The sequence below is a fragment of the Arthrobacter sp. TE12231 genome (assembly GCF_054062895.1).
On sequence record NZ_JBSSFS010000001.1, the window covers coordinates 561,495 to 582,623 of the forward strand.

The window sequence follows — 21,129 nt, forward strand, 5'->3', positions numbered from 1 at the left end:
CGGCTGCCCCTGGTAGCCCGGCGGCGGTGCCTGGTACCCGGGTGGAGGCGCCTCATAGCCCGGCGGCGGTGCCTGGTACCCGGGTGGAGGTGCCCCATAGCCCGGCGGCGGTGCCTGGTAGCCCGGCGGGGGCGCCTGATAACCCGGCGGCGGTGCCTGGTAGCCCGGCGGCTGCTCCGGGCCGGCCAGCGGGACACTGCCCGGCGGCGGGGGATGGGCGCCTGGCTGCTGCGGCGGTACATCACTCGGGTTGCTCATGGCTCTCACTGTAGACCGGCGATACCCTGTTATCTAGGGAATCCGAGGCCCACCGCGGCCCGCGAAGCAACTGCGGAAAAATGGCGGAAACAACGGCGCCCTGCTTCATCGCGAAGATGAAGCAGGGCGCCGGAACCGGCCACCCGGCGTCGGGCGGCCAGCGGGGAGAGTAGTGGCTATGCCGCGGGAGCGATGAAGGCCAGTTCCAGGTTGATGGCAACCTTGTCGCTGACCAGCACGCCGCCGGCTTCGAGGACCGCGTTCCAGGTCAGGCCGAAGTCCTTCCGGCTGATGGTGGTTTCGGCGGTGAGTCCGGCGCGGGTGTTGCCGAACGGATCGACGGCCACGCCGTTGAACTCGGTCTCGAGGGCCACCGGGCGGGTGATGCCCTTGATGGTGAGGTCGCCCTGGAGTTCGTAGGCGTCGCCCTTGGGGACGATGGTGTTGGAGACGAAGGAGATCTCCGGGAACTTCTCGACGTCGAAGAAGTCCTCGCCGCGGACGTGGCCGTCGCGGTTGGCATCGCCGGAGTCGAAGCTCGCGGTCTTGATCGAGGCGCTCACCTTGGAGTCGGTGACGTTCTCGGAGAGGTCCAGCGTGGCTGCGGCGTCGGTGAACTGGCCGCGGACCTTGCTGATGCCTGCGTGGCGGACGGTGAACCCGATCTCGCTGTGCGACGGGTCGAGGGTCCAGGTGCCGGTGGTGACGTTTGCGGGAAGTGCCATGGTGATGCTCCTTGAGTCGGGTGGGTCCTGCTGCGGTTCGTCTGATCGTTACTTGAAACCTCATTGGTTGAAATCTCAACTAACTGCTTCACCCAGTATAAACATGCATTTGCATCTTTTATTCCAACTCCAGGGAACATTTTTCAAAACTCGTCAGTTCTACCTTCCGTAGAAGATTTCAGATCGACCGTCATCTTTGAGAAACTGGTAGACATGCCCCAAGCCACTGTTCATTTGCTCCGCCACGGCGAGGTCCACAATCCCGATGGTGTCCTGTACGGCAGGCTGCCGGAATTCCACCTCTCCGAACTCGGCCGGGAGATGGCCCGCACGCTGGCCGAACACTTCAGCGAGCGGTCCGAGCAAGGGGCCCGGATCGTCCACCTGGCGGCGTCGCCGCTGGCCCGCGCGCAGGAGACGGCCCAGCCGATTGCCGCAGCCTTGGGTCTTGAGATCGCCACCGACGCCCGCATTATCGAAGCGGCCAACTACTTTGAGGGTCTCCACGTCTCTAAGGCGGAGCTGCTCCGGCCCAAGCACTGGACCAAGCTGTATAACCCGCTCCGGCCGTCGTGGGGTGAGCCCTACAAGGAGCAGGCTGCGCGGGTCATCGCGGCGGTCCAGGACGCACGGGTCCGGGCGATCGAGCTTGGCGGCGACGGGGCCGAAGCCATCCTGGTCAGCCACCAGCTGCCCATCTGGGCCACGCGGCTCAGCGCCGAGGGCCGCCCGCTGTGGCATGATCCGCGGAAGCGCGAGTGCACGCTGACCTCGCTGACGTCCCTGGTGTTCGACGACGCCGGCGTGCTCGTACGGGTTGACTACAGCGAGCCCGCTGCCGCCCTCTTGCCCGGTGCCGCCAGCACCCCGGGAGCCTGACCATGGCAGAGAACCGACGTGCCGGGGCTCCGCTGTCCCGCCGCAACGTCCTGACGGCCGGCGGGGCCGCCCTCGCCGCAGTATTCGGGCTGTCCGGCTGCGCCCAGGACGATGCCCTCGCCAAGCAGGCCAAGGCCGGGGACAACAAGAACTACGTGGCCGGCGACGGATCCGTGACCGAATTCGCCGTCGCGGACCGCAAGAGTCCCGTGGAGCTCAAGGGGACGCTGTTCGACGGCACCGCCGTCACCTCGGCAGACTTCACCGGCAAAGTCACCGTGCTGAACTTCTGGTTCGCCGCGTGCGCCCCCTGCCGGGTCGAAGCGCCCACCCTTGAGTCGCTGCACCAGGAATTCAAGAACCAGGGCGTGCAGTTCTTCGGCGTCAACCTGCGCGACGAGAAACCCACGGCCGACGCGTTCGACCAGACCTTCAAGCTGACGTACCCAAGCTTCAACGACAAAGACGGCGCCGTACTGCTTGCCGTCTCCGGTCTCGTGCCGCCCGGCGCTGTGCCCACCACCCTCGTGCTCGACAAGCAGGGCCGCGTCGCGTCCCGGGTGCTCGGCGAAATCCAGCAGGGCACCCTTAAATCCCTCATCGCCGCCGCCGTGGCCGAGTAGCGCGGTCCACACCGTGAACAGCCCCTTCGCCGAAGCCATCCTGAACGGATCGCTCCTGCTGGCCATTCCCGTTGCCCTCTTGGCGGGATTTGTCTCCTTCCTCTCTCCCTGCGTCCTTCCGCTCGTCCCCGGATACCTCGGCTACGTCACCGGGCTGACCGGCGTCGACCTGCAGAAGCAAAGGCGCGGCCGCATGCTGGCCGGGATCGGGCTCTTCGTCCTGGGCTTCTCCGTGATCTTCGTGCTGCTTGGCGGGGCGTTCGGGCAGCTGGGCAGCCTCATCACCGGCTCGCAGAACAGGTGGATCACCCAGTTGCTGGGTATCCTGGTGATCATCATGGGCGTGGTGTTCATGGGCGGCTTCGGCTGGCTGCAACGCGATGCCAAGATCCATGCCAAACCGCCGGCCGGCCTATGGGGTGCGCCCTTGCTCGGCATCACCTTCGGGCTGGGCTGGGCCCCGTGCATCGGTCCCACCTATTCCGCCGTCCAGCTGCTCAGCCTCTCCGGCGGCTCGTCCGCGGCGAAGGGGGCGTTCCTGGCCTTCGTGTATAGCCTTGGGCTGGGTATCCCGTTCCTGCTGATCGCGCTGGCTGTGCGCCGCGGCATTGGCGTGATGTCCTTCTTCCGCAAGCACCGGCTCGCCATCCAGCGCACCGGCGGCGGCATCCTGATCCTGCTCGGCGTCCTGATGGCCAGCGGCGTGTGGGGTACCTGGGTCTCCGGGTTGCAGTACTGGTTCCAAACCGATGTGAAATTGCCGATCTGATGAGCGAGCGCGTGAACGTAAAGAAGAAAAAGTCCCCCAAGTCCGAGGCCGTCATGCCCTCGCTGGGTCCGTTGGGCATGCTCCGCTGGGCGTGGACGCAGCTGACCAGCATGCGCACGGCCCTGTTCCTGCTCCTGCTGCTGGCCGTCGCCGCCGTGCCCGGCTCGCTGTTTCCGCAGCGGCCCGCCAACCCGTCAATTGTCACGCAGTACATCCAGGACCACCCTGACTACGGCAAGATCCTGGACTCGGTCCAGCTCTACGACGTCTACTCTTCGGCGTGGTTTTCCGCGATCTACCTCCTGCTGTTCATCTCGCTGATCGGCTGTGTGATCCCGCGTGCCATCGCGCACTACAAAGCGATGCGCTCCCAGCCTCCGCGCACCCCGGCACGGCTGTCCCGCCTCCCCGAATACGGCACCCTGGTGATTCCGGCCGACGCCGGGATCCCGGCGTCGGCGGCTATCTCCGACGCCGCGGAGCTGCTGAAAAAGCGCGGATACCGGGTGGATGTCCGGGACCGCGATGGCGAGCGGCCCTCCCTCGGGGCCGAGCGCGGCTTCCTGAAGGAAGTCGGCAACCTCGTCTTCCACACCGCGCTGATCGGGGTGCTGGTCTCGGTGGCGGCCGGCGGCCTCTTCGGCTACAGCGGGCAGCGGATCCTGGTGGAGGGCGACACCTTCGTCAACACCCTCGTCGGCTATGACCAGTTCACGCCCGGCACGAACTTCCAGAGCAGCCAGCTTCAGCCGTATTCCGTCCAGCTGGATAAGTTCGACATCACCTTCGACCGCGAATCCAAGGGCAAGTTCGGACAGCCCATCGATTTCACAGCCGAAGTGACCACGAAGGAAAACCCGGACGCGCCGGCCAAGAAGGAATTGCTCAAAGTCAACGACCCCCTGAGCCTCGGCGGCACCAGCGTGTACCTCACGGGCAACGGCTACGCCCCCGTGGTCACCGTCCGCGACGCCGCCGGGAACATCGCCATGCAGGGACCCGTGGTCGCCAAACTCCAGGGCGAGAACTACTACTCTTCCGTGGTCATCAAAGTCCCGGACGCCAAGCCGGAGCAGCTCGCGTTCGCCGGGTTCTTCCTGCCGACGGCCTTCATCACCGACAAGGGCGTATCCTTCAGCGGTGATCCGGAGCTCATCAACCCGCAGCTGACCCTGAACTCGTACTTCGGCGACCTCGGCCTGAACGCGGGGGCCCCGCAGAACGTGTTCGAACTCGACGTCAAGAAGCTGACGCCGCTCAATGCGCGGAACCTGCCCACCAAGGGCATCGTCCTGTCGCCCGGAAGCACCTACACGCTGCCGGACGGCAAGGGCTCCATCAGCTTCGACGGCGTGAAGCGCTACGTCGGCGTGGACATCCACCACAACCCCGGCCAGCTCTACGCCCTGATCTTCGCGCTTCTGGCCGTCGCCGGGCTGGTCACCTCGCTCTACGTGAACCGCCGCCGCGTCTGGGTCCGGACCGGCACCCACGAGGACGGCCGCACCATGGTGGAATACGGTCTCCTGGCCCGCGGCGAGGACCACCGCCTGGCCGGGGAAGCCGCGGCCATCCGCAAACTCCTGTCCAGCGAATGGCTGCTGGGCGAGGACGCCGCGCCCGGTTCCCAGCCCGCTCCCAGCAGGACGGCGGATAATGACCGGGCAGATACCGCCGAGAGCGGTGCCGGCGGCACGGACGCCTCCCCTGAACACCCCGCAGAAGACTTCATTCAGTCAACAGCCGGCTCCTCTGAGTCGAAGAAGGATCAGTAATGCTGTTCTCGATCAACGAAACCATGGGCCAGTACAGCGAGCTCTTCATGCTGCTGGCCGCCGGCACATACACAGTGGCCTTCATCGCCTTCGCCTGGGACCTGGCCAAGAGCAGCAAGATGCTGCGCGCGGTGGACCTCAAGGCGGCGGAACTCTCCGGCCAGACGGCCGAGGCCGCGCGCGTCCCCGTCGGCGTCGGTGCGGGGGCCGCCGGAGGCGACGCTGACCGCGCCGATTCGGATGTCAGCGGACCCGTGGGCCGCGCCGAACGTCCGACGTCGTCCTCCTCAGGCCGTAGCGGCGCGGCAGGGGCCGGCTACACCGCCGACGGCAGCATGCGCTACGGCGGCGAGCGGCGGGTCCCCGCGCGGGTGGCTGTCGCGCTGACCGTCCTGGGCGCCGCAATCCATGCTGCCGGTGTGATCACCCGTGCGCTCGGCGCGGGCCGGGTGCCGTGGGGCAACATGTACGAATTCCTCACCACCGGTGCCTTCGTGGCCGTTGCCGTCTTCCTGCTGGTCCTGATCCGCCGCGACCTGCGCTTCCTGGGCACGTTCGTGATCGGCCTGGCGATCATCATGCTCGTTGCGGCCTCCATCGCCTTCTGGACGCCCGTGGGGCACCTCGTGCCCGCTCTGCAGAGCTACTGGCTGATCATCCACGTCTCCATCGCGGTGATGTCCTCTGCCCTGTTCACCCTGACCTTCGCCATGTCCGCGCTGCAGCTCGTGCAGTCGCACCGGCAGAAGACCATCGCCGCGGGAGGTGCCGACAAGCTGGGATTCATGCGCCTCGTGCCAAACGCCCTGAGCCTGGAGAACCTGTCCTACCGCATCAACGCGATCGCGTTCGTCGGCTGGACGTTCACGCTCATGTTCGGCGCCATCTGGGCGGAGAAGGCCTGGGGCCGGTTCTGGGGCTGGGACACGAAGGAAGTCTGGACCTTCGTGATCTGGGTGGTTTACGCCGGCTACCTGCACGCCCGCGCCACCCGTGGCTGGACCGGAACCCGCGCCGCCTGGCTGTCGATCGTCGGCTACCTGTGCGTGGTCTTCAACTTCACGATCGTGAACCAGTTCTTCAACGGCCTGCACTCCTACTCGGGGCTGTAGACCGCACCCCAGAGCCGCAACGCCTCCGCGATCCGCCACGAATGGCCGCCAAGCTACCGCGTTTGGCGGCCATTCGTGCCAAGTGAGTGCGGTGTGGGTCGGCTGGGGCAGCGCGGCATGGCGCGGCGGCACTAGGCTGCGTCGGCCCCGCACTCCCTCGATTCGCCACAGATGGCCGCTACGCCACCAGGCTCAGCGGCCATTCGTGTCAAGTGAGTTCGGTGTGGGGCGAGCACGCTGGCGTCGCCCCTGCTGTGGAACCGGGGCGGGAGGAGTCCAGCCGCGCTCCGTCAACGCGGCACGCACTCGGGTAACCGCCGCCGGCTCCATCCCCGGGGCGAACGGGGCCAAGTGCCATTGGGTCAATACGACGACGCGCCACCCGGCATCCCTGGCGTTCTCATCCCGGAAGATGTCGCTGCGACGCTGGGCCGGAGCGGCATGATGGCCGCCGTCGAACTGAATCGCTACCTTTTCTTGCTCGTACGAGAGGTCCGGGTCCTGGATCCAACCCCCGGTCTCGTCGAACATGGGGACGTTGACTCCGGGTTCGGGCAGGCCGTGCCGAATCAGAAGTAGCCGGAGTTCCGTCTCTTTGGGGGAGTCCGTGTCGGCGCGTATCAGGGAGCGGGCACGCATAGCGCGCCGGTAGCCCGCCCTGCCTTGCTTCCCGGCGAGGTATGCGTCCAGCCTGTCGATCGTGGTCAATGGATTTCTCCGCCGCAATAGGAAGTCCCCGGCAATCACCAATTCATCGAGACTCAGTATGCCGGCGAGATCGAACCACGTTCGCAGCGGGGATGTGCAGCTCACCCTGACACCGGACACGATCTCCTCCGTTTCGAGTGACTGCTGATGGCCCACCACATTCTTACGCCGCACAGCGCGCCGGCCCGGTTGACTCGTCAGATGGACGACAGTCAGGTTCTCCAAGGCGCGCGGCAGCGGGAAGCCCCACAGCACGGCCGCAGACAGATGGCTCACGACTGCGCCCGTCACCGCCGTCAGGGCGTGCACACGCGCCAGCAAACTATTCGGGGCGGCGGCGGTGGCGCGCACTCCGTAACAGGGGCTGGCGAGATCCTGGGCCCGGGTCCGTCGTCGGCTCAGCCCGGCAGTGCGGGCCTCGGCCACGGTGAAGGGTCGATGTCGAAGGTGCGGGGGTAGCTCACTGGGCTCGCGCATATGAGCATTCTGCGCCCGCGTCGAGGAGGCTCGGGAGTTGTCCACAGAGCGGGCCGGGTGTGGGGGAGAAGTGGGCCGTGTGAGCAGCAGCCGCCGAGTGGATGAGTGGCGGCCATTTGCCGGAGATGGCCGCTTTGAGGCCGGGATTCCGGCCATCTGGGGCGAATGGCGGCAGTTAGTATGGCGCGGAGTCGTTGGACCGGGGGAATGAGGGCCGGAGTAGTGCTACTTGACCTCGTCGGTGCCTTGCGTGCCGGCGTCGCCTGGTTCGCGGGCATCGCCGGCGCTCTCCGGGCGGCTCGCATCCCCGTTGCCGGCGTCAAGCTTGCGCTCCTTGGCATCGAGTTGGTCCTTGAGCCTCTTGAGCCGGTCGGCCTCGGCCTGGTTGCGGCGGCGGATTTCAAGGTTGCGCAGAAAATCGGGGTCGTCGTCGGGCGCTACGGGGTGGCTGTAGGCGACGGGCGCGGTGTCCGTGGCACGGGGGCGTCCGATCAGGAACCACAGGATGGCGCCGACCACGGGGAGGAGGATCTGCACGAAGATCCAAGCCGTTTTGGAGATCCCCCTGGTCAACCGCTTGTCAGTCCGGATGAGGTCGACAAGTCCATAGACGAATACGACCAGTATGACGATCGGGACCACTACTCGGAGCATATCTTCAGTCTAGCCGTCAAGCGGCCCGACGGCGCCGATCACCGCCCCCGGTCCGTCCCCGGGTCCGGGCACCGGTACTGCTGCCGGGACACGTCAGGGGCGCCGGAGCCGCGGGGAGGTCGGCGGCCGAAGCCGGGCTGCCGTCCTGGCGGCTAAACTTGGGGTGTGGCTTTCCTCAAATACTCCCTGATTCGGTTGGCGCTGTTTGCGCCTCTCTTCGCACTTTTCCTCTACCTGCAGCTGGGGGTGCTCCTGGCCGCGCTGTGCGCCGGGATGATGTCTTTCGCCATCAGCTTCCTGTTCTTCCAGAGGCAGCGCGACGCGGCCACCGCGACGCTCCACCACCGGTTCTCGGGCAAGGCCAAGCCGCTGCGCAGTGCCGGTGAGGTGGCTGACGCCGAGGCCGAAGACCGAATGGTGGATGCGAACCCCGACATTGCCGTCCACACGGACGCCCGCCCCAAAGACTCCTAACAGCGCCGGGCCGGAACCCGCCGGGCCGGAGCGCCGGCCATGACTCGGAAGCAGCGCCGGGCCACGGACTCGAATCCGTTCTTGGAAACAGCGTGCTAGAAGCCGTGACTCAGGACGAGTCCCAGTGAAAACAGTGCCGCGAAGCCGAGGTTGATCAGTCCGGTCTGCTTCAGGACCGGGATGAGGCTCTTCCGGCGCCGCCCGGAGATCATGAGCCAGGACGGCATGAGGCTGGCAGGGATCAGCAGCAGCACAATCAGCATCCACGGCCTGGCCGGGGCCAGGACGATCACCAGCAGGATCGCGACGGCGAGCATCAGCACGTAGCTTTCGCGGGCATGCTTGTCGCCGAGCCGCACGGCCAGGGTTTTCTTTCCGGCCTTCCTGTCGGTCGGGATGTCGCGGACGTTGTTCGCCATCAGCAGGGCGCACGCGATCAGCCCCGTGCCGATCGCCCCGATGATGGCGGCGAGGCTGAGCTGGCCGGCCTGGGTGTAGGTGGTGCCCAGCGTTGCCACGAGGCCGAAGAACACGAACACAAAGACGTCGCCCAGGCCGAGGTAGCCGTACGGGTTCTTGCCGCCCGTGTAGCCCCAGGCGGCCAGCACGCAGCCGATGCCGACCAGGATGAGCCACCAGGCCTGCGTGATGATCACCAGGATCAGGCCAAACAGCATCGCCAGCCCGAACGCCGCGAACGCGGCCTGTTTGACGTGTTCGGGCTTGGCAGCGCCGGAGCCCACCAGCCGGAGCGGGCCCACCCGGTCTTCATCCGTACCGCGGATGCCGTCCGAGTAGTCGTTGGCGTAGTTGACACCGATCTGCAGGAGCAGGGCGACCAGTGCGGCCAGCACGGCGTTCAGCAGGATGAACGAATCCATCTCGTAGGCCGCCGCGCTGCCGATCAGCACCGGCGCAATCGCGGCGGGCAGGGTGCGCAGTCGGGCGCCTTGGATCCATTGTGCGGCTGTGGCCACGGTCAGTACCTCATTGGTTCGTTGAATGCTCGTTGGTTGGTTCGATACCCGGCCGGAAGCCGGAAGCCGCTTGTCTATTTTCCCTGATGCAGGGCATCGAGCAGGGCCGTCATGCCGAGGCGGTCCGGCTTGCCGTTGGGCAGCATGAGCAGTTCCGCGGCGGGCAGGACCGTTTTAGGCGCCAGCGCACCCAGCGCCGTCCGCCAAGTTTCGTTCGGGCCGTCGGCGAACGCGGCCAGGCCTTCCGGGGAACTGTCGGCCACCGCGACGTACGCGGCCAGGGCGTGGCCCCACTCCGCGGAGGGCACGCCGGCCACGAAGGCGGCGCGCACGCCGTCGAGCTTTTCCAGCTCGGCCTGGACGCGCGCGGCCGAAACCTTCAGGCCGCCGGTGATCACGACGTCGTCGGCCCGCCCGAGCACGGTGAGCCGGCCGTCGGCGTCCAGTTCGCCGAGGTCGTTGGTCCGGTACCAGCGGACGCCGTCCTCTTCGATGAAGGCGCCGGCCGAGAGCTCGGGGGCATCCAGATACCCGGCGGCGACGGTTGCCCCGCCCAGCAGGATGCGGCCGTCTTCCGCCACGCGGACCAGGACGTCTTCGAGCGGGAAGCCATCGTACACGCACCCGCCGCAGGTCTCGGCCGACCCGTAGGTGGTCACCACCTTGACTCCGGCGTCACGGGCCGCCGCGAGCAGCTCCGGGGCCGCGGGGCCGCCGCCGAGCAGGACGGCGTTAAAGCGCCGCAGCACGGCCAGCGTCTCGGCCGAGGGCGAGTCCAGCAGCCGCTGCAGCTGGGTGGGCACCAGCGAGGTGAAACGGATCTTGTCCGTGAGCTCCAAAGCCGCGGCCGTGAAGGCCTCCGGGGTGAAGCCGCCGGACATGTCCATGACCCACGGGCGGGTGCCCGCAAAGAGGGAGCGGACCAGCACCTGCAGGCCGGCCACATACTGCACGGGGAGGGCCAGCAGCCACTGGCCTTCGCCCTTCAGCGCAAAGGCGGTCGCCACCGACGACGCCGCCAGGGCGTCGACGGTGAGGACGGTTGCCTTCGGCGTGCCCGTGGACCCGGACGTCCGCACCACGACGGCTGCGTCCTCGATGCCGGGCGTTGCGGGGAACGCCAGCACCGGAGCGCCGTCCGGCCCGACGGAGAGTTCGACGGCGGGTCCCTCACCGTGGAGGGCAGCAGCCAGCGCCTTGAGCGCAGGTTCGATGTTGATAGCTCCGGAAGTCACACTGCGCCTTAGAAGTAGTACGGGAATTTGGACCAGTCGGGGTCGCGCTTTTCGAGGAAGGCTTCCTTGCCTTCCACGGCCTCGTCGGTCATGTAGGCCAGACGGGTCGCTTCGCCGGCGAAGACCTGCTGGCCGGCCAGGCCGTCGTCGGCCAGGTTGAATGCGAACTTGAGCATGCGGATGGCCTGCGGGGACTGCCGGGCGATGTCGGCGGCGTACTCCAGCGCGACTTCCTCGAGTCGTTCGTGGTCCACGGCCTCGTTGACCGCGCCCATCCGGACCATGTCTTCGGCGGAATATTCGCGGGCCAGGAAGAAGATTTCCCGGGCGGCCTTCTGGCCGATCTGACGGGCCAGGAGGGCCGAGCCGTAACCGGCGTCGAAGCTTCCCACAGTGGCGTCGGTCTGCTTGAACTTGCCGTGCTGGCGGGAGGCGATGGTGAGGTCCGAGACCACGTGGAGGGAATGCCCGCCGCCGGCTGCCCAGCCGTTGACGACGGCGATCACCACCTTGGGCATGGTGCGCATGAGCCGCTGGACCTCCAAGATGTGGAGCCGGCCCGCGCGGGCGGGGTCGATGGACTCCTTCGTCTCCCCATCGGCGTAGCGGTACCCGTCGCGGCCGCGGATCCGCTGGTCGCCGCCCGAACAGAACGAGTGGCCGCCGTCTTTGGAGGAGGGGCCGTTCCCGGTGAGCAGCACGGTCGCCACGTCCGGGGTCATCCGGGCGTGGTCCATGGCGCGGTAGAGCTCGTCCACGGTGCCGGGCCTGAAGGCGTTGCGGACCTCTGGGCGGTTGAAGGCGATGCGCACGGTGGGCAGGTCCCGGACCGCCTCTCCGTCGGCGGAGCGCTCCACCTGCCGGTGGTAGGTCATGTCCTGGAAGTCGTCGAAACCGGACACGGTGCGCCACCGCTGGGGGTCAAAGACGTCGGATACCTTGGCGGGGATTTCGTTGCTCACAGTCCGAGTCTAGTAATCGGCTCAGCTGATGCAGAACTCGTTGCCTTCCGGGTCCGCCATGGTGTGCCATTCGTGCGGTCCCTGGCGGCCCGTCCAGAGGAACGTGGCGCCGCGCGCTTCCAGGGCGGCGCGCGCCTCATCCTTGTCCGCGCCGGCCAGCCTCACATCCCAGTGAATCCTGTTCTTGACGGTCTTGTCCTCGGGGACCGCCTGGAACAGGATGCGGCGGAGGGGCGGCTTGGCGTCGAGTTCTTCGGGCGGGACGATGGCGGCGCCGGCATCCCAGACGAGCTTGCCGTGATGAGTCCGGGTTTCCGCCTCCGTCGCGAAACCCTGCCCGATCATGGAGCGGATGAAGCCCTCATCCTGCGGCTCCACGGCCCAGTCCAGGGTTTCGGCCCACCAGTCGGCGAGCCCGTGCGGGTCGATGCAGTCCACCACGATCTGAATGTTCAGTGTCATGGGAAGAACCTACGACGCCGGGGGCCGCGACGGAAGGTGCCCGGGCCGCACGGTAAGTGCCCGGTCTCCCCGCGTTGTTTCGCCTAGCCCTGGATCCGCTGCAGCTGTTCGAGGACCTCCGGCGGAATCGCGTAGACGAAGACCACCGCCAGAAGATTCTTGGAGGCGTGGACGAAGTAGGAGAACATCACGTTCTTGCCGGTCCAGACGTACACGAACACCAGGACGGCGCCCATGGCGAGGTACGGCATCAGCACCTGCAGGGTCATCTGCTCCTGGCCCACGATGTGCAGGGCCGCGAACAGGACCACGGACAGGCCGCAGCACAGCCAGAGGTTGACCCGGCGGCTCAGCTTGCCGATCAGCAGGTGGCGGAAGATGTACTCCTCGACGAACGGGCCCACGATCACCAGCAGGGGCACCATGAGCCACACCGGGACCTGCTGCATGAGCGCTTGAAGACCGGCCTGGTTGGCGGAGGTCTGCACCGGCCCGCTGACGGCCACGAACACGGCGGTGAGGATGAGCATCGCCACCACGGTCAGCGGCACCATGAGCGCGGTGAACCAGGGCCTCGTGGCCAGGACGCGGAGGTCCCGCGCGGCAACGCGTCGGGCGGCGGCCAGCGCCAGGATGCCGATGGTTGCGTAGAAGATCAGGTTCACCGTATAGGACGCCACGGCCGGATTGGGGGACAGCCTCAGCAGCAGCGGCGCCAGCAGTTCGCCCGCCACGGCGAAGAATGCGGCCACGGCCACATAGAGTCCGGCAGTGATGAAATCGAGCCGTGAGAACCGGTAAAGCTCCGGCTGCGGCGCCGGCGGTGTGCGGAGAGCTGTGCCCATGCCCCCAGCCTAGCGCCGGGGCGCACTGACGCGGTCAAGTACACCATGCGGCAGTCGCCGCGGTACCTCAGCAAGAGTTGACGGTGCGATACTTGAGGACGCAAGCTGCCGCCGGCAGGCTGGGCACATACTTGCGAGGACTCCTTGAGCGAACATCTCCGCCTTTCGGGCGTATCCCATGGTTATGGGGACCGCCAGCTCTTTGCCGGCGTCGAACTGGCCATCACAGCCGGTGAACATGTGGCGGTCGTCGGCGAAAACGGCGCGGGCAAATCAACGCTGCTCCGGGTTCTGGCCGGCCTTGAGGCCCCGGACGAGGGCACCGCCGTCAGCCAAGGCCGTGTCGGCTACCTTGCCCAGGCTCATGGCCTGCCCGATCAGTTCACCGTCAGCGACGCGATCGACGCCGCACTGGCATCGCTGCGCGCACTGGAGGCCGAGCTGGACCGGCTGGAGGACGGGCTTGCCGGCGCGGAAGCGGACGAACTGGAGCGCTACGGAAACCTGCAGACGAGGTACCAGCTCAGGGAAGGCTACGCCGCGGAATCCCGGGTGGAGGCGGCGCTGGACAGGCTGGGCCTGGGCGGACTGGATCGGATGCGGACGCTGGGCTCGCTCTCCGGCGGGGAACAGGAACGCGTGGCACTCGCCTGCGTACTGGCCGATCCCGCGGACATCCTCCTCCTGGACGAACCCACCAACCACCTTGACGCCAGCGGCACGGCCTGGCTGGAGGCGCGGCTGGCGGCGCACCGCGGAACCGTGGTGGTGGTCTCCCACGACCGCGTGCTCTTGCGCAAAGTGGCCTCAACCGTGATTGAGGTTGATGCCGAACGCCGGACGGTCAACCGCTATGGCAACGGATATGAAGGTTACTTGCGGGAGAAGGCTGCCGAACGCCAGCGCTGGGCGCAGCAATACCAGGGGTGGCTGGACGCGATGGCTGCCGAACGGCTCCAGGCGGACACGGTCGCGGGAAGGATGGGCTATGCCCGCCAACGCGACGGCGACAAAATGGGGTTCGACTTCAAGGCCGGCACGTGGCAAAAGGCGGTCACCAGCAAGGTCCGCAATGCCCAGGAACGTCTCCGCCGGCTGGAGGCCAACCCCATCGACCGTCCCCCGGTGCCCTTGAAGCTGGCAACGGATCTGCAGGCGGACGTTGCGGCGGGTCCCGCTCTTGAAGCAAGCGGGGTGGCCGTGCCCGGCCGCCTGGAACCCACGGACTTCCGGGTGGAGGCGGGCCAGAAAATCCTCATCACGGGCCCCAACGGTGCAGGCAAGTCCACACTGCTCTCCGTCCTCGCGGGCACGCTGGAACCGGCCAAGGGCACCGTGGTGAGGCATGGCCGGATCGGGTACCTGCAGCAGGAGTTGGAGCTCCCGCGGCGTCCGGCCTTGCGTCTCCTGCCTGCTTTTGCCGCGGGCCTGGGCGGCAACATCGATGAGCACGCCGAGGCACTGCTGCGCCTGGGACTCTTCCGGACCAGCGAATTCCACGTACCGGTGGGCAGCCTTTCCGCAGGGCAACAACGCAGGCTGGCGCTGGCCCGGCTCCTGCTCGGCGGGTTCGGGACGATGCTCGTGGATGAGCCCACCAACCATCTGGCGCCCGTCCTCGTGGAACAGCTTGAAGCGGCCCTCTCCGACTTCGCAGGGACGCTGGTCATAGTCAGCCATGACCGCGCGCTGGGGGAGTGGTTCAGCAAGTGCGCCCGTGCAAACAGCAGCGGGAACCGCACCGGGCACGGCGTTGAGGCCGGGAACTGGCGCCGGTACGCCATGCGGGACGGCGCCGTGACGCAAGGCAATGATGCGCCGGGATTTAAGGACTCCAAATAGAATATTATTCGGCCATTGAGAAGATCGAGCATCATTAATTAGGCATAGTGCCCGTCTGGTGTTGCCCGCGTCACGGTGCGGCCGGGAATTCTAGTACGATGGATGAGCCGCGCGAAGCTTTGACTTTGTGAGGTTCGGTACACGCTGCCGCCCCGCCGGGGCAAACCCGCATGTTGTGTAACCGAATCCCGGTCCCGTCCCGGCCCTAATCCGACCTGCAAGGAACTGTTGTGCCACAAAGTACTTCCACCGAACTTCAGAGCGCGCCGGCGCAACCCGCCGTCGTCGACTCGACTCTCAGCGCCGAGGGCTACAAGAAGACCCTGAGCGGCCGCCACGTGACGATGATCTCGATGGGCGGCGCAATCGGCGTCGGCCTGTTCATGGGAGCCGGCGGACGCCTGGCCTCCACCGGCCCGGCGCTGATCTTCTCCTACGCCATTGCCGGCGTGATCGCCTACCTGCTGATGCGGGCCCTCGGCGAGCTCATCATGTACCGGCAGACCTCGGGCTCCTTCGTCAGCTACGCCGGCGAAATGTTCGGCAAGAAGGGCGCCTTCATCTCCGGCTGGATGTACTTCATCAACTGGGGCATGACCGGGATCGCGGAACTGATCGCGATCGGCCTGTACTTCCAGTTCTTCTTCCCCAACGTGCCGGTGGAAGCCTCCGCGATTGCGGCGCTCGCGCTGCTGGTGGCCGTGAACCTGTTCAGCGTCAAGGCGTTCGGCGAGTTTGAATTCTGGGCGTCCTGCCTCAAAGTCGGCGCCATCCTGATCTTCCTGGCTGTGGGCACCTTCATGGTGGTCACCAACGCCAAGGTGGGCGCGGGCCACGCCTCGGTCGCCAACCTCTTTGCCGACGACGGCGGGATGTTCCCCAAGGGCGCCCTCGTCATGGTCCTGGTGCTGAACGCCGTGATCTTCGCGTACAACGGCATCGAACTCGTCGGCATCACCGCCGGCGAGATGGAAAACGCCAAGCGCGAAGTGCCCAAGGCGATCCGCGCCGTCGTACTGCGCATTGTGGTCTTCTACGTCGGTTCCGTACTGCTGCTTGCCATGCTGCTGCCCTCGGACCAGTACAAGGCCGGCGTGTCCCCGTTCGTCACCGTCTTCGGCCAGATGGGCCTTGGCTGGGTGGGCGACGTCATGAACATGATCGTCATCACCGCCGCTCTGTCCTCCTGCAACTCGGGCCTGTACTCGATCGGCCGAGTCTTCCGCACCATGGCCAACAACGGACATGCCCCGCAGTGGCTCACCAAGATGTCCAAGCGGCACGTGCCGTACGCGGCCATCCTCGCCATCGCCGCCTTCTACCTGGTGGGCATCCTGCTGAACATCTGGCTGGGCGGCTCGCACGCCTTCGACCTCGCACTGAACACCGCCTCGATCGGCGTGATCTTCACGTGGGGCGCCATCTTCGCCAGTCAGATCGCGCTGCGCCACCAGAAGGGCCGCGTCTCCAGCCTCCCGATGCCGGGCTCGCCGTGGACCAGCTGGGCCGGACTGCTCGCGCTCCTGGCGATCACCGTGCTGATCGGCTTCGATACCATGACCAGCAAGACCGGCGAGGTCTTCCACCTCGGCCTGTGGACCCTCGCCACCGTTCCGTTCTTCGCCCTCATGCTGTGGATGGGCTGGCAGAAGGTCAAGCACAACGCGCCCAAGAGCGAGCTCTACAGCTAGGAACCGCCGCAGATCTGCCCATCGATTGCTCCGTAACCGCCCTTCTGGAACGCCATGAGGGCAGTTACGGAGCAGCCGATGCGGAACACGCGGGCGCTCACGCCTTCAAATGCTCACGTCTTCAGATGCTCAGCGAAGTGGTCCTCGATCCGCTGCCAGGCTTCCGGAGCCGACTGCGGATCGGGACCGACGCCCATGACCCGGAAGAGCGGCCGCAGCGCCCTCGGTCCGGCCTCCGCGTCGTTGAGGAACGCGTGCCCGGCCGAGGGGAACTCCTTGACATCGTTCTCCACCCCCAGCCGGTCCAGCACGGACTCAAGCTTCGCCGCCCCGCCGGGAATGCTGCGGTCCTTGCCGCCAAAGTTGCCCACCACCGGGCAGGCGCCGGCCAGGGCCTTCTCGGGGTTCTTAGGGAGCCGGCCGTAGTTGACGGCCGCGGCGTCGAAGCGGTCATTGGCCAGGAGCAGGGCGAATCCGCCGCCCATGCAGAACCCGATCACGCCGATTTTGCCGGTGGTCCGGCCGGATTCCAGAAGCCAGTCCCGGGCTATCGCCAGGTCGGTGAAGGCCCGTCCCTCGCCCGCCGCCAGCGCCCGCATGGTGGCCACGAGGCAGCGGCGGGCGCCGCCGTCGCTGAACAGATCAACGGCCAGCGTCAGGTATCCCGCCGCCGCCAACCTGTCAGCGTGGCGGACCGTGATGTCATTGAGGCCGAACACTTCGTGGATCATCAGGACCGCCGGGAAAGGCCCCTCGCCCTCCGGTGTCGCCAGGTAAGCTCGCAGCACCCGCGAACCGCCGGCCGCGGCGCTGGCCTGACTCAGGTCGACGTTGCTGAGATCCCGGCTTGCGGGCTTGCCGTGGTCTGCCTCGGTGCGTGCCATGCTGTCCCCTCTGTGGCTGTTTGGGCCATTGTTGCAGGATGTTCGCCCGGAGGGCACAAAAAAGCGGCGCCGGACATCCCCCAAAGGAAAGTCCGGCGCCGCAATTCTTGAAAAGGACTAGTCCTTTTTGAAGGCGTCCTTGACGTTTTCGCCGACCTTCTTCGCGTCGGCTACAACCTGGTCGCGCTGCCCCTCGGCCCGCAGCTGGTCGTTGTCAGTCGCGTTTCCTGCGGCTTCCTTGGCCTTGCCGCCAAGGTGCTCCGCTTCGTTCTGAATCTTGTCTCCGATACCCATGGTGCAGGCCACCTTTCGTTTCCGGTAGAAATTCACTGTCCGAACACCATAACACAAAGCATGCTTACTACTTCAAGGGGCCCCGTCCAAAAGGGTGCCGCGAGCTGATCGGTGGATGTCGCCGCCGGGCCACGGCAGAGCGGCGCGAACCCTGGGGGCTTTTCCTGGCGGGCGCTCCCCGGGCTAGGCTCGGAGTCATGGACCATAAGACCACTCTCACGCAGCACATCAAGGCTCCGGCGGACTCGGTCTGGGCGGTGGTGTCGGACATTCCCGCATCTGCCGCAACCCTGTCCGGCGTTGACGCGATCCAGATGCTCACCGATGGACCCTATGCTGTGGGGACCCGCTGGAAGGAAACCCGCACCATGATGGGGCGCTCGGAAACGGTGGAGATGTGGGTCTCCCAGTGCGAGGCGCCGTCGAACGGCCGGGGCGGCGGCACCACCGTAAAGGCTCTCCAGGGCGGCGCGGACTACACCTCGCGCTTCTCCCTGGCGGAGCGCGACGGCGGCACTGACCTCACGCTGACATTCGGTGCCGAGCTCGCCAGCCCCACCCGTTTCAGCAAGATCATGCTCACCGTGTTCGGTCCGCTCGGCATGCGCATCACCCGCAAAGCTCTCGCGAAGGACCTGGCGGAAATCGCGGCCAAAGCCGAGTCGCTCTGATGGTCCGCCACGCTGCGGCGGCCAAGGCCCCCAAAGTCACCGCCCCTCGCCTCGCGCCGGTTCGGCCACCGGAACTGCGGGATGACCCTGCCCCGGACTTCCGGAGCGGTGCACGGTACGACGGCGTCCGCTACAGCCGCGTGTCGGCCGACGGCCTGGACCTTGGCGGCGCGGTCTTTGCCGAGTGCGAGTTCGCAGGGGTGTCGTTCAATGAGACCCAGTTGCGCGGCGCCACCTTCCGCGACTGCATCCTCACCGAGCTCTACGCCCCGGTGCTGACGGCCGCCCGGGCCAGCCTGCGCGACGTGGAGATCGGCAATCCCCGCTGGGGATCGGCGGAGCTCTACGAAAGCGGCTGGCAGTCGGTGCGGATTGACGGCGGCAAACTCGACTACGTGAACCTGCGCGGATCCAAGCTCACCGACGTGCAGATCAGCGACTGCATCATCAACGAGTTGGATCTGGGCTCCTGCACCGCCACCCGGGTCGCCTTGAAGAACTGCACGATCGGCACCCTCGATTTCACCGGGGCCCGGCTCAAGGACTTCGATCTCCGCGGCACCGACTTCCGCACGATCAGCGGCCTGGGCAGCCTGGCCGGCCTCGTGATCGACGACTACCAGCTCACCCTGCTGGCCCCGCTGCTCGCAACGCATCTGGGTGTCGTCGTCGCGTAATCCGGCGGCATCCGGTTGACCCGCTTGCCCTGCCGTGTAATCTTTATAGAACGAACGGTCGGTAAATTAGTCTGCTGCCGGCCCCGCTTTCTTGGTGAAGGATGTTCTCATGGTCGAGGCTTTTCTTGTAGGCGGTGCCCGCACCCCGGTCGGCCGCTACGGCGGCGCCCTCTCCGCGGTCCGCCCCGATGACCTGGCCGCACTGGTGGTCCGCGAAGCCGTGGTCCGCGCCGGCGTCGACCCGGACAGCATTGACGAGGTGATCCTCGGCAACGCCAACGGCGCCGGCGAAGAGAACCGCAACGTGGCCCGGATGGCCACGCTCCTGGCCGGGCTTCCCCTGCACATCCCCGGCATCACCGTGAACCGGCTGTGCGCCTCCGGCCTCAGCGCCATCATCATGGCCAGCCAGATGATCAAATCCGGCGCCGCCGACATCGTGATCGCAGGCGGCGTCGAATCCATGAGCCGGGCCCCGTGGGTCCAGGAAAAGCCCCGGACGGCCTTCGCCAAACCCGGCGAAATCTTCGATACCTCCATCGGGTGGCGTTTCGTCAACCCGCGGTTCGCCAAGGGCGAGCTCGCCCGGGACGGGAAGATGACCTACTCCATGCCGGAGACGGCCGAGGAAGTGGGACGGGTTGACGGCATCTCCCGCGAGGACGCCGACGCCTTCGCCGTCCGCTCCCACGAACGCGCCCTCGCGGCGATCGCCGCAGGCCGCTTCGCCGACGAGATTGTCCCCGTGACCGTCACGTCCCGCAAGGGCGAGACGATCGTAGATACCGACGAGGGCCCCCGGGCAGGCACCACCATGGACGTCCTCGCCGGGCTCCGTCCCGTCGTCAAGGGCGGCTCGATTGTCACGGCCGGCAACTCCTCCACCCTCAACGACGGCGCCTCCGCCATCATCGTGGCCTCTGAAGCCGCCATCCAGAAGCTTGGCCTCACGCCGCGCGCCCGCATCATCGACGGCGCCTCGGCCGGCTGTGAGCCCGAAATCATGGGCATCGGCCCCGTCCCGGCCACTCAGAAGGTCCTCAAGCGCAGCGGACTCAGCGTCGGTGACCTCGGCGCCGTCGAACTCAACGAAGCGTTCGCGACCCAGTCCCTGGCCAGCATGCGTCGGCTCGGCCTGGACCCGGAAATCGTCAACCGCGACGGCGGCGCGATCTCCCTCGGCCACCCGCTGGGTTCGTCCGGGTCGCGGATCGCCATCACGCTGCTGGGCCGGATGGAACGCGAAGACGCCAGGATCGGCCTCGCCACCATGTGCATCGGCGTCGGCCAGGGCACGGCCATGCTGCTGGAGCGCGTGTAGTGGCGGCCGAAACGCTCGACCCGGCCGGCTTCAGCACGCTCCTGGTCGACCAGCGTGAGGACCGCGTCGTTGTGGTCCTCAACCGCCCCGAGGTCCGCAACGCGATAGACCAGCAGATGGTCGACGAACTCCACGCCGTGTGCGCCTACCTCGAGCAGCGCCCCAAGATCCTCATCATCGCCGGCGCCGACGGAGTCTTCGCGTCCGGCGCCGACATCGCACAGCTGCGCGAACGCCGCCGGGACGACGCCCTGCAGGGCATCAACTCCTCCATCTTCGTCCGCATCGCCAAGCTGCCGATGCCCGTCATCGCGGCCCTGGACGGCTTCTGCCTCGGCGGCGGCGCCGAGTTGGCCTACGCCGCCGACTTCCGGATCGGCACCCCGTCGGTCCGGATCGGCAACCCGGAAACCGGCCTCGGCATCCTGGCCGCGGCAGGTGCCAGTTGGCGCCTCAAAGAACTTGTCGGGGAGCCCGTGGCCAAGGAGATGCTGCTCGCCGGCGCCGTGCTGCGCGCAGAACGCGCCCTGGCCGTCAACCTCATCACCGAAATCCATGAACCGTCCGAGCTCATGGCAGCGGCGCACAAGCTCGCCGACCGGATCGCCACGCAGGATCCGCTCGCCGTGCGGATCACCAAGTCCGTGTTCCATGCCCCGGCCGAGGCGCACCCCCTCATCGACCAGCTGGCGCAGGGGATCCTCTTCGAATCGCAGGCAAAATTCGACCGCATGCAGGCTTTCCTGGACAAAAAATCCGACAAGAAATCTGCCGCAAAGACGGCAGCCAACGAATCCGAGAAGAAGAACTAGCC

The 21,129-nt window shown here is 66.9% G+C and carries 22 protein-coding genes; 12 read left to right on the forward strand and 10 right to left on the reverse strand.

Annotated elements, in window-relative coordinates:
- Positions 1-434 precede the first annotated feature (434 nt).
- On the reverse strand, positions 435-983 hold the full coding sequence (locus ACVWYS_RS02505) for a YceI family protein (RefSeq protein WP_091251071.1): 549 nt from the start codon (positions 981-983) through the stop codon (positions 435-437).
- Between the two features lie 213 nt (positions 984-1,196).
- Here ACVWYS_RS02505 and ACVWYS_RS02510 point away from each other — a divergent pair, with 213 nt between their 5' ends.
- From ACVWYS_RS02510 to ccsB, 5 genes are read left to right on the forward strand one after another with little or no spacing between them, the layout of a single operon-like run.
- Positions 1,197-1,862: a histidine phosphatase family protein gene (locus ACVWYS_RS02510; RefSeq protein ID WP_344366504.1), complete on the forward strand. Its 666-nt coding sequence runs from the start codon at positions 1,197-1,199 to the stop codon at positions 1,860-1,862.
- Between the two features lie 2 nt (positions 1,863-1,864).
- On the forward strand, positions 1,865-2,485 hold the full coding sequence (locus tag ACVWYS_RS02515) for a TlpA family protein disulfide reductase (RefSeq protein WP_116765274.1): 621 nt from the start codon (positions 1,865-1,867) through the stop codon (positions 2,483-2,485).
- A 13-nt stretch (positions 2,486-2,498) separates the two neighbouring features.
- Positions 2,499-3,254 (forward strand): cytochrome c biogenesis CcdA family protein, encoded by a 756-nt coding sequence (locus ACVWYS_RS02520; RefSeq protein ID WP_344366500.1) that lies wholly within the window; start codon positions 2,499-2,501, stop codon positions 3,252-3,254.
- Positions 3,254-5,029: a cytochrome c biogenesis protein ResB gene (gene resB / locus ACVWYS_RS02525; protein ID WP_456508334.1), complete on the forward strand. Its 1,776-nt coding sequence runs from the start codon at positions 3,254-3,256 to the stop codon at positions 5,027-5,029. Before ACVWYS_RS02520 ends, resB begins: the two co-directional genes overlap by 1 nt.
- Complete coding sequence (gene ccsB, locus ACVWYS_RS02530) at positions 5,029-6,141, forward strand: c-type cytochrome biogenesis protein CcsB (RefSeq protein WP_344366494.1); 1,113 nt, start codon at positions 5,029-5,031, stop codon at positions 6,139-6,141. The genes resB and ccsB overlap by 1 nt, the downstream gene beginning before the upstream one ends.
- Positions 6,142-6,333: 192 nt before the next feature.
- On the opposite strand, the gene ACVWYS_RS02535 is transcribed toward ccsB, so the two are convergent.
- Together ACVWYS_RS02535 and ACVWYS_RS02540 are read right to left on the reverse strand one after the other, a co-directional pair.
- A complete protein-coding gene (locus ACVWYS_RS02535; RefSeq protein WP_456508335.1) occupies positions 6,334-7,326 on the reverse strand; it encodes a hypothetical protein in 993 nt (330 codons plus the stop codon).
- Between the two features lie 225 nt (positions 7,327-7,551).
- Entirely contained in the window at positions 7,552-7,980 is a 429-nt protein-coding gene (locus tag ACVWYS_RS02540; protein ID WP_091251080.1) for a PLD nuclease N-terminal domain-containing protein, read from the reverse strand.
- A 165-nt stretch (positions 7,981-8,145) separates the two neighbouring features.
- Here ACVWYS_RS02540 and ACVWYS_RS02545 point away from each other — a divergent pair, with 165 nt between their 5' ends.
- Positions 8,146-8,454 carry a DUF4229 domain-containing protein gene (locus ACVWYS_RS02545; RefSeq protein ID WP_344366485.1) on the forward strand — a complete coding sequence of 103 codons (309 nt, stop codon included), beginning with the start codon at positions 8,146-8,148 and terminating at the stop codon, positions 8,452-8,454.
- Between the two features lie 95 nt (positions 8,455-8,549).
- On the opposite strand, the gene ACVWYS_RS02550 is transcribed toward ACVWYS_RS02545, so the two are convergent.
- The 5 genes from ACVWYS_RS02550 to ACVWYS_RS02570 form a co-directional block, all read right to left on the reverse strand.
- Positions 8,550-9,431, reverse strand: coding sequence for a 1,4-dihydroxy-2-naphthoate polyprenyltransferase (locus tag ACVWYS_RS02550; protein WP_456508336.1), 882 nt, complete (start codon positions 9,429-9,431; stop codon positions 8,550-8,552).
- Positions 9,432-9,505: 74 nt separating this feature from the next.
- Entirely contained in the window at positions 9,506-10,666 is a 1,161-nt protein-coding gene (locus ACVWYS_RS02555; RefSeq protein WP_456508337.1) for an AMP-binding protein, read from the reverse strand.
- An 8-nt stretch (positions 10,667-10,674) separates the two neighbouring features.
- Entirely contained in the window at positions 10,675-11,628 is a 954-nt protein-coding gene (locus tag ACVWYS_RS02560) for a 1,4-dihydroxy-2-naphthoyl-CoA synthase (RefSeq protein WP_344366476.1), read from the reverse strand.
- A 21-nt stretch (positions 11,629-11,649) separates the two neighbouring features.
- Positions 11,650-12,090, reverse strand: coding sequence for a VOC family protein (locus tag ACVWYS_RS02565; RefSeq protein ID WP_456508338.1), 441 nt, complete (start codon positions 12,088-12,090; stop codon positions 11,650-11,652).
- Between the two features lie 83 nt (positions 12,091-12,173).
- Positions 12,174-12,935, reverse strand: a complete 762-nt coding sequence (locus tag ACVWYS_RS02570; RefSeq protein ID WP_344366469.1) for a CPBP family intramembrane glutamic endopeptidase — start codon at positions 12,933-12,935, stop codon at positions 12,174-12,176.
- Between the two features lie 144 nt (positions 12,936-13,079).
- On the opposite strand from ACVWYS_RS02570, the gene ACVWYS_RS02575 reads away from it, so the two are divergent.
- Entirely contained in the window at positions 13,080-14,777 is a 1,698-nt protein-coding gene (locus tag ACVWYS_RS02575) for an ABC-F family ATP-binding cassette domain-containing protein (RefSeq protein ID WP_456508339.1), read from the forward strand.
- Between the two features lie 230 nt (positions 14,778-15,007).
- On the forward strand, positions 15,008-16,468 hold the full coding sequence (locus tag ACVWYS_RS02580; protein ID WP_091251092.1) for an amino acid permease: 1,461 nt from the start codon (positions 15,008-15,010) through the stop codon (positions 16,466-16,468).
- A gap of 113 nt (positions 16,469-16,581) precedes the next feature.
- On the opposite strand, the gene ACVWYS_RS02585 is transcribed toward ACVWYS_RS02580, so the two are convergent.
- Both ACVWYS_RS02585 and ACVWYS_RS02590 read right to left on the reverse strand, forming a co-directional pair.
- A complete protein-coding gene (locus ACVWYS_RS02585) occupies positions 16,582-17,352 on the reverse strand; it encodes a dienelactone hydrolase family protein (RefSeq protein ID WP_456508340.1) in 771 nt (256 codons plus the stop codon).
- 117 nt (positions 17,353-17,469) lie between these two features.
- Positions 17,470-17,646 (reverse strand): CsbD family protein, encoded by a 177-nt coding sequence (locus tag ACVWYS_RS02590; protein WP_116765351.1) that lies wholly within the window; start codon positions 17,644-17,646, stop codon positions 17,470-17,472.
- Positions 17,647-17,843: 197 nt separating this feature from the next.
- Between ACVWYS_RS02590 and ACVWYS_RS02595 the strand changes: the two genes are divergently transcribed.
- From ACVWYS_RS02595 to ACVWYS_RS02610, 4 genes are all read left to right on the forward strand, one after another.
- Positions 17,844-18,317 carry an SRPBCC family protein gene (locus ACVWYS_RS02595; RefSeq protein ID WP_116765263.1) on the forward strand — a complete coding sequence of 158 codons (474 nt, stop codon included), beginning with the start codon at positions 17,844-17,846 and terminating at the stop codon, positions 18,315-18,317.
- Positions 18,317-18,994: a pentapeptide repeat-containing protein gene (locus tag ACVWYS_RS02600; RefSeq protein WP_456508341.1), complete on the forward strand. Its 678-nt coding sequence runs from the start codon at positions 18,317-18,319 to the stop codon at positions 18,992-18,994. Before ACVWYS_RS02595 ends, ACVWYS_RS02600 begins: the two co-directional genes overlap by 1 nt.
- 109 nt (positions 18,995-19,103) lie before the next feature.
- The gene (locus ACVWYS_RS02605) at positions 19,104-20,315 is read left to right on the forward strand and encodes a thiolase family protein (RefSeq protein WP_344366451.1); all 1,212 of its coding nucleotides are present in this window, start codon (positions 19,104-19,106) and stop codon (positions 20,313-20,315) included.
- Positions 20,315-21,127, forward strand: coding sequence for an enoyl-CoA hydratase/isomerase family protein (locus tag ACVWYS_RS02610; protein ID WP_456508342.1), 813 nt, complete (start codon positions 20,315-20,317; stop codon positions 21,125-21,127). Before ACVWYS_RS02605 ends, ACVWYS_RS02610 begins: the two co-directional genes overlap by 1 nt.
- The last annotated feature ends 2 nt before the right edge of the window (positions 21,128-21,129 follow it).

What these genes read in the sequence shown, in the direction of transcription:
- ACVWYS_RS02505 (WP_091251071.1), bottom strand. Translation starts at nt 983, where the DNA reads ATGGCACTTCCCGCAAACGTCACCACCGGCACCTGGACCCTCGACCCG.
- ACVWYS_RS02510 (WP_344366504.1), top strand. Translation starts at nt 1,197, where the DNA reads ATGCCCCAAGCCACTGTTCATTTGCTCCGCCACGGCGAGGTCCACAAT.
- ACVWYS_RS02515 (WP_116765274.1), top strand. Translation starts at nt 1,865, where the DNA reads ATGGCAGAGAACCGACGTGCCGGGGCTCCGCTGTCCCGCCGCAACGTC.
- resB (WP_456508334.1), top strand. Translation starts at nt 3,254, where the DNA reads ATGAGCGAGCGCGTGAACGTAAAGAAGAAAAAGTCCCCCAAGTCCGAG.
- ccsB (WP_344366494.1), top strand. Translation starts at nt 5,029, where the DNA reads ATGCTGTTCTCGATCAACGAAACCATGGGCCAGTACAGCGAGCTCTTC.
- ACVWYS_RS02535 (WP_456508335.1), bottom strand. Translation starts at nt 7,326, where the DNA reads ATGCGCGAGCCCAGTGAGCTACCCCCGCACCTTCGACATCGACCCTTC.
- ACVWYS_RS02540 (WP_091251080.1), bottom strand. Translation starts at nt 7,980, where the DNA reads ATGCTCCGAGTAGTGGTCCCGATCGTCATACTGGTCGTATTCGTCTAT.
- ACVWYS_RS02565 (WP_456508338.1), bottom strand. Translation starts at nt 12,090, where the DNA reads ATGACACTGAACATTCAGATCGTGGTGGACTGCATCGACCCGCACGGG.
- ACVWYS_RS02570 (WP_344366469.1), bottom strand. Translation starts at nt 12,935, where the DNA reads ATGGGCACAGCTCTCCGCACACCGCCGGCGCCGCAGCCGGAGCTTTAC.
- ACVWYS_RS02585 (WP_456508340.1), bottom strand. Translation starts at nt 17,352, where the DNA reads ATGGCACGCACCGAGGCAGACCACGGCAAGCCCGCAAGCCGGGATCTC.
- ACVWYS_RS02590 (WP_116765351.1), bottom strand. Translation starts at nt 17,646, where the DNA reads ATGGGTATCGGAGACAAGATTCAGAACGAAGCGGAGCACCTTGGCGGC.
- ACVWYS_RS02595 (WP_116765263.1), top strand. Translation starts at nt 17,844, where the DNA reads ATGGACCATAAGACCACTCTCACGCAGCACATCAAGGCTCCGGCGGAC.
- ACVWYS_RS02600 (WP_456508341.1), top strand. Translation starts at nt 18,317, where the DNA reads ATGGTCCGCCACGCTGCGGCGGCCAAGGCCCCCAAAGTCACCGCCCCT.
- ACVWYS_RS02605 (WP_344366451.1), top strand. Translation starts at nt 19,104, where the DNA reads ATGGTCGAGGCTTTTCTTGTAGGCGGTGCCCGCACCCCGGTCGGCCGC.